The organism is Microbispora sp. CSR-4 (assembly GCF_008033685.1).
Lineage (GTDB): Bacteria > Actinomycetota > Actinomycetes > Streptosporangiales > Streptosporangiaceae > Microbispora.
The window spans coordinates 1-387 of the sequence record NZ_VJVX01000294.1; the positions used below are offsets into that span (position 1 = coordinate 1).

The window sequence follows — 387 nt, forward strand, 5'->3', positions numbered from 1 at the left end:
CTCATGCCCGATCCCGGCGTGTCCCCCTGCATGCCTAGATTGTGGCGGAAAAGGGAGATCGGGCGAGTGTTGTGTAGGGGAAGAGAGTATGGTCTTAGGTAATTACTGGGGGTTGCCGTTTTCTTAAAAGAATTATAATGTAGTAAGCCTCATCTATGAATCTATTTTGTAGATAAGTACTATGATGAGTAAATATATCATCATTTTTATAGTCAAAATACTTTCTTTTTATCCAATGAGTAGCTGAAACTGGATTATATTTTTACAACCATAGGTCGTCTAGCGAAATAGCTGCAGTTGACTCGTGTTCACACGTGTCCTCTTCCTATCTGGGGCTCCGGCGCAGCTCCCACGCCGTGCCCAGCGCCACCACGCCCACGGTGGCCT

At 46.3% G+C, this 387-nt stretch carries 1 pseudogene; it reads right to left on the reverse strand.

The features are described 5' to 3' along the window. Window positions 1-94 precede the first annotated feature (94 nt). Window positions 95-247 (reverse strand): annotated as a pseudogene (locus FLV34_RS43615) (phage terminase large subunit); the annotation flags it as partial. Window positions 248-387: the final 140 nt, after the last annotated feature.